At 49.9% G+C, this 4,135-nt stretch carries 1 tRNA gene and 2 rRNA genes; all 3 read left to right on the forward strand.

From position 1 onward, the window contains the following. Window positions 1–49: 49 nt before the first annotated feature. Window positions 50–1,596, forward strand: a 16S ribosomal RNA gene (locus tag HMPREF2987_RS00680). 50 nt (window positions 1,597–1,646) lie between these two features. Then, a tRNA-Ala gene (locus HMPREF2987_RS00685) sits at window positions 1,647–1,719 on the forward strand. A 125-nt stretch (window positions 1,720–1,844) separates the two neighbouring features. Beyond that, window positions 1,845–4,135, forward strand: a 23S ribosomal RNA gene (locus HMPREF2987_RS00690); the annotation flags it as partial.

Consider the following 4,135-nt stretch of genomic DNA (forward strand, 5'->3'; position numbering starts at 1 on the left):
AAAAAAACAATAAATCTGTCAGTGACAGAAATGAGTGAGAACTCAAACTTTTAATGAGAGTTTGATCCTGGCTCAGGACGAACGCTGGCGGCGTGCCTAATACATGCAAGTAGAACGCTGAAGGAGGAGCTTGCTTCTCCGGATGAGTTGCGAACGGGTGAGTAACGCGTAGGTAACCTGCCTGGTAGCGGGGGATAACTATTGGAAACGATAGCTAATACCGCATAACAGTAGATATTGCATGATATCTGCTTGAAAGGTGCAATTGCATCACTACCAGATGGACCTGCGTTGTATTAGCTAGTTGGTGGGGTAACGGCTCACCAAGGCGACGATACATAGCCGACCTGAGAGGGTGATCGGCCACACTGGGACTGAGACACGGCCCAGACTCCTACGGGAGGCAGCAGTAGGGAATCTTCGGCAATGGACGGAAGTCTGACCGAGCAACGCCGCGTGAGTGAAGAAGGTTTTCGGATCGTAAAGCTCTGTTGTAAGAGAAGAACGAGTGTGAGAGTGGAAAGTTCACACTGTGACGGTATCTTACCAGAAAGGGACGGCTAACTACGTGCCAGCAGCCGCGGTAATACGTAGGTCCCGAGCGTTGTCCGGATTTATTGGGCGTAAAGCGAGCGCAGGCGGTTAGATAAGTCTGAAGTTAAAGGCTGTGGCTTAACCATAGTACGCTTTGGAAACTGTTTAACTTGAGTGCAAGAGGGGAGAGTGGAATTCCATGTGTAGCGGTGAAATGCGTAGATATATGGAGGAACACCGGTGGCGAAAGCGGCTCTCTGGCTTGTAACTGACGCTGAGGCTCGAAAGCGTGGGGAGCAAACAGGATTAGATACCCTGGTAGTCCACGCCGTAAACGATGAGTGCTAGGTGTTAGACCCTTTCCGGGGTTTAGTGCCGTAGCTAACGCATTAAGCACTCCGCCTGGGGAGTACGACCGCAAGGTTGAAACTCAAAGGAATTGACGGGGGCCCGCACAAGCGGTGGAGCATGTGGTTTAATTCGAAGCAACGCGAAGAACCTTACCAGGTCTTGACATCCCTCTGACCTCTCTAGAGATAGAGATTTCCTTCGGGACAGAGGTGACAGGTGGTGCATGGTTGTCGTCAGCTCGTGTCGTGAGATGTTGGGTTAAGTCCCGCAACGAGCGCAACCCCTATTGTTAGTTGCCATCATTTAGTTGGGCACTCTAGCGAGACTGCCGGTAATAAACCGGAGGAAGGTGGGGATGACGTCAAATCATCATGCCCCTTATGACCTGGGCTACACACGTGCTACAATGGCTGGTACAACGAGTCGCAAGTCGGTGACGACAAGCTAATCTCTTAAAGCCAGTCTCAGTTCGGATTGTAGGCTGCAACTCGCCTACATGAAGTCGGAATCGCTAGTAATCGCGGATCAGCACGCCGCGGTGAATACGTTCCCGGGCCTTGTACACACCGCCCGTCACACCACGAGAGTTTGTAACACCCGAAGTCGGTGAGGTAACCTTTTAGGAGCCAGCCGCCTAAGGTGGGATAGATGATTGGGGTGAAGTCGTAACAAGGTAGCCGTATCGGAAGGTGCGGCTGGATCACCTCCTTTCTAAGGATAAGGAATGCACATTGGTCTTGTTTAGTCTTGAGAGGTCTTGTGGGGCCTTAGCTCAGCTGGGAGAGCGCCTGCTTTGCACGCAGGAGGTCAGCGGTTCGATCCCGCTAGGCTCCATTGGTGAGAGATCACCAAGTAATGCACATTGAAAATTGAATATCTATATCAAATAGTAACAAGAAAATAAACCGAAAACGCTGTAGTATTAATAAGAGTTTATGACTGAAAGGTCAAAAAAATAAGGTTAAGTTAATAAGGGCGCACGGTGGATGCCTTGGCACTAGGAGCCGAAGAAGGACGTGACAAACGACGATATGCCTTGGGTAGCTGTAAGTAAGCGATGATCCAGGGATTTCCGAATGGGGGAACCCAACAGGTAATGCCTGTTACCCATATCTGTTAAGGATATGAGGAGGAAGACGCAGTGAACTGAAACATCTAAGTAGCTGCAGGAAGAGAAAGCAAAAGCGATTGCCTTAGTAGCGGCGAGCGAAACGGCAGGAGGGCAAACCGAAGAGTTTACTCTTCGGGGTTGTAGGACTGCAATGTGGACTCAAAGACTATAGAAGAATGGTCTGGGAAGATCAGCCAAAGAGAGTGATAGCCTCGTATTTAAAATAGTCTTTGTACCTAGCAGAATCCTGAGTACGGCGGGACACGCGAAATCCCGTCGGAATCTGGGAGGACCATCTCCCAACCCTAAATACTCCCTAGTGACCGATAGTGAACCAGTACCGTGAGGGAAAGGTGAAAAGCACCCCGGGAGGGGAGTGAAATAGAACCTGAAACCGTGTGCCTACAACAAGTTCGAGCCCGTTAATGGGTGAGAGCGTGCCTTTTGTAGAATGAACCGGCGAGTTACGATATGATGCGAGGTTAAGTTGAAGAGACGGAGCCGCAGGGAAACCGAGTCTGAATAGGGCGCTTTAGTATTATGTTGTAGACCCGAAACCATGTGACCTACCCATGAGCAGGTTGAAGGTGCGGTAAGACGCACTGGAGGACCGAACCAGGGCACGTTGAAAAGTGCTTGGATGACTTGTGGGTAGCGGAGAAATTCCAAACGAACTTGGAGATAGCTGGTTCTCTCCGAAATAGCTTTAGGGCTAGCGTCGACATTAGAGATTCTTGGAGGTAGAGCACTGTTTGGGTGAGGGGTCCATCCCGGATTACCAATCTCAGATAAACTCCGAATGCCAAAGAATTATGGTCGGCAGTCAGACTGCGAGTGCTAAGATCCGTAGTCGAAAGGGAAACAGCCCAGACCACCAGCTAAGGTCCCAAAATAATTGTTAAGTGGAAAAGGATGTGGGGTTGCACAGACAACTAGGATGTTAGCTTAGAAGCAGCTATTCATTCAAAGAGTGCGTAATAGCTCACTAGTCGAGTGACCCTGCGCCGAAAATGTACCGGGGCTAAAACAATTTACCGAAGCTGTGGATACCTTTATAGGTATGGTAGGAGAGCGTTCTATGTGTGAAGAAGGTGTACCGTGAGGAGTGCTGGAACGCATAGAAGTGAGAATGCCGGTATGAGTAGCGAAAGACAGGTGAGAATCCTGTCCACCGTAAGACTAAGGTTTCCAGGGGAAGGCTCGTCCGCCCTGGGTTAGTCGGGACCTAAGGAGAGACCGAAAGGTGTATCCGATGGACAACAGGTTGATATTCCTGTACTAGAGTATGTAGTGATGGAGGGACGCAGTAGGCTAACTAAAGCAGACGATTGGAAGTGTCTGTCTAAGCAGTGAGGTGTGATATGAGTCAAATGCTTATATCTATAACATTGAGCTGTGATGGGGAGCGAAGTTTAGTAGCGAAGTTAGTGACGTCACACTGCCAAGAAAAGCTTCTAGCGTTTAAACATACTCTACCCGTACCGCAAACCGACACAGGTAGTCGAGGCGAGTAGCCTCAGGTGATCGAGAGAACTCTCGTTAAGGAACTCGGCAAAATGACCCCGTAACTTCGGGAGAAGGGGTGCTGACATATGTCAGCCGCAGTGAATAGGCCCAAGCAACTGTTTATCAAAAACACAGCTCTCTGCTAAATCGTAAGATGATGTATAGGGGGTGACGCCTGCCCGGTGCTGGAAGGTTAAGAGGAGTGCTTAGCGTAAGCGAAGGTATGAATTGAAGCCCCAGTAAACGGCGGCCGTAACTATAACGGTCCTAAGGTAGCGAAATTCCTTGTCGGGTAAGTTCCGACCCGCACGAAAGGCGTAATGATTTGGGCACTGTCTCAACGAGAGACTCGGTGAAATTTTAGTACCTGTGAAGATGCAGGTTACCCGCGACAGGACGGAAAGACCCCATGGAGCTTTACTGCAGTTTGATATTGAGTGTCTGTACCACATGTACAGGATAGGTAGGAGTCTAAGAGATCGGGACGCCAGTTTCGAAGGAGACGATGTTGGGATACTACCCTTGTGTTATGGCCACTCTAACCCGGATAGGTGATCCCTATCGGAGACAGTGTCTGACGGGCAGTTTGACTGGGGCGGTCGCCTCCTAAAAGGTAACGGAGGCGCCCAAAGG

The organism is Streptococcus sp. HMSC067H01 (assembly GCF_001814775.1).
Taxonomy (GTDB): domain Bacteria; phylum Bacillota; class Bacilli; order Lactobacillales; family Streptococcaceae; genus Streptococcus.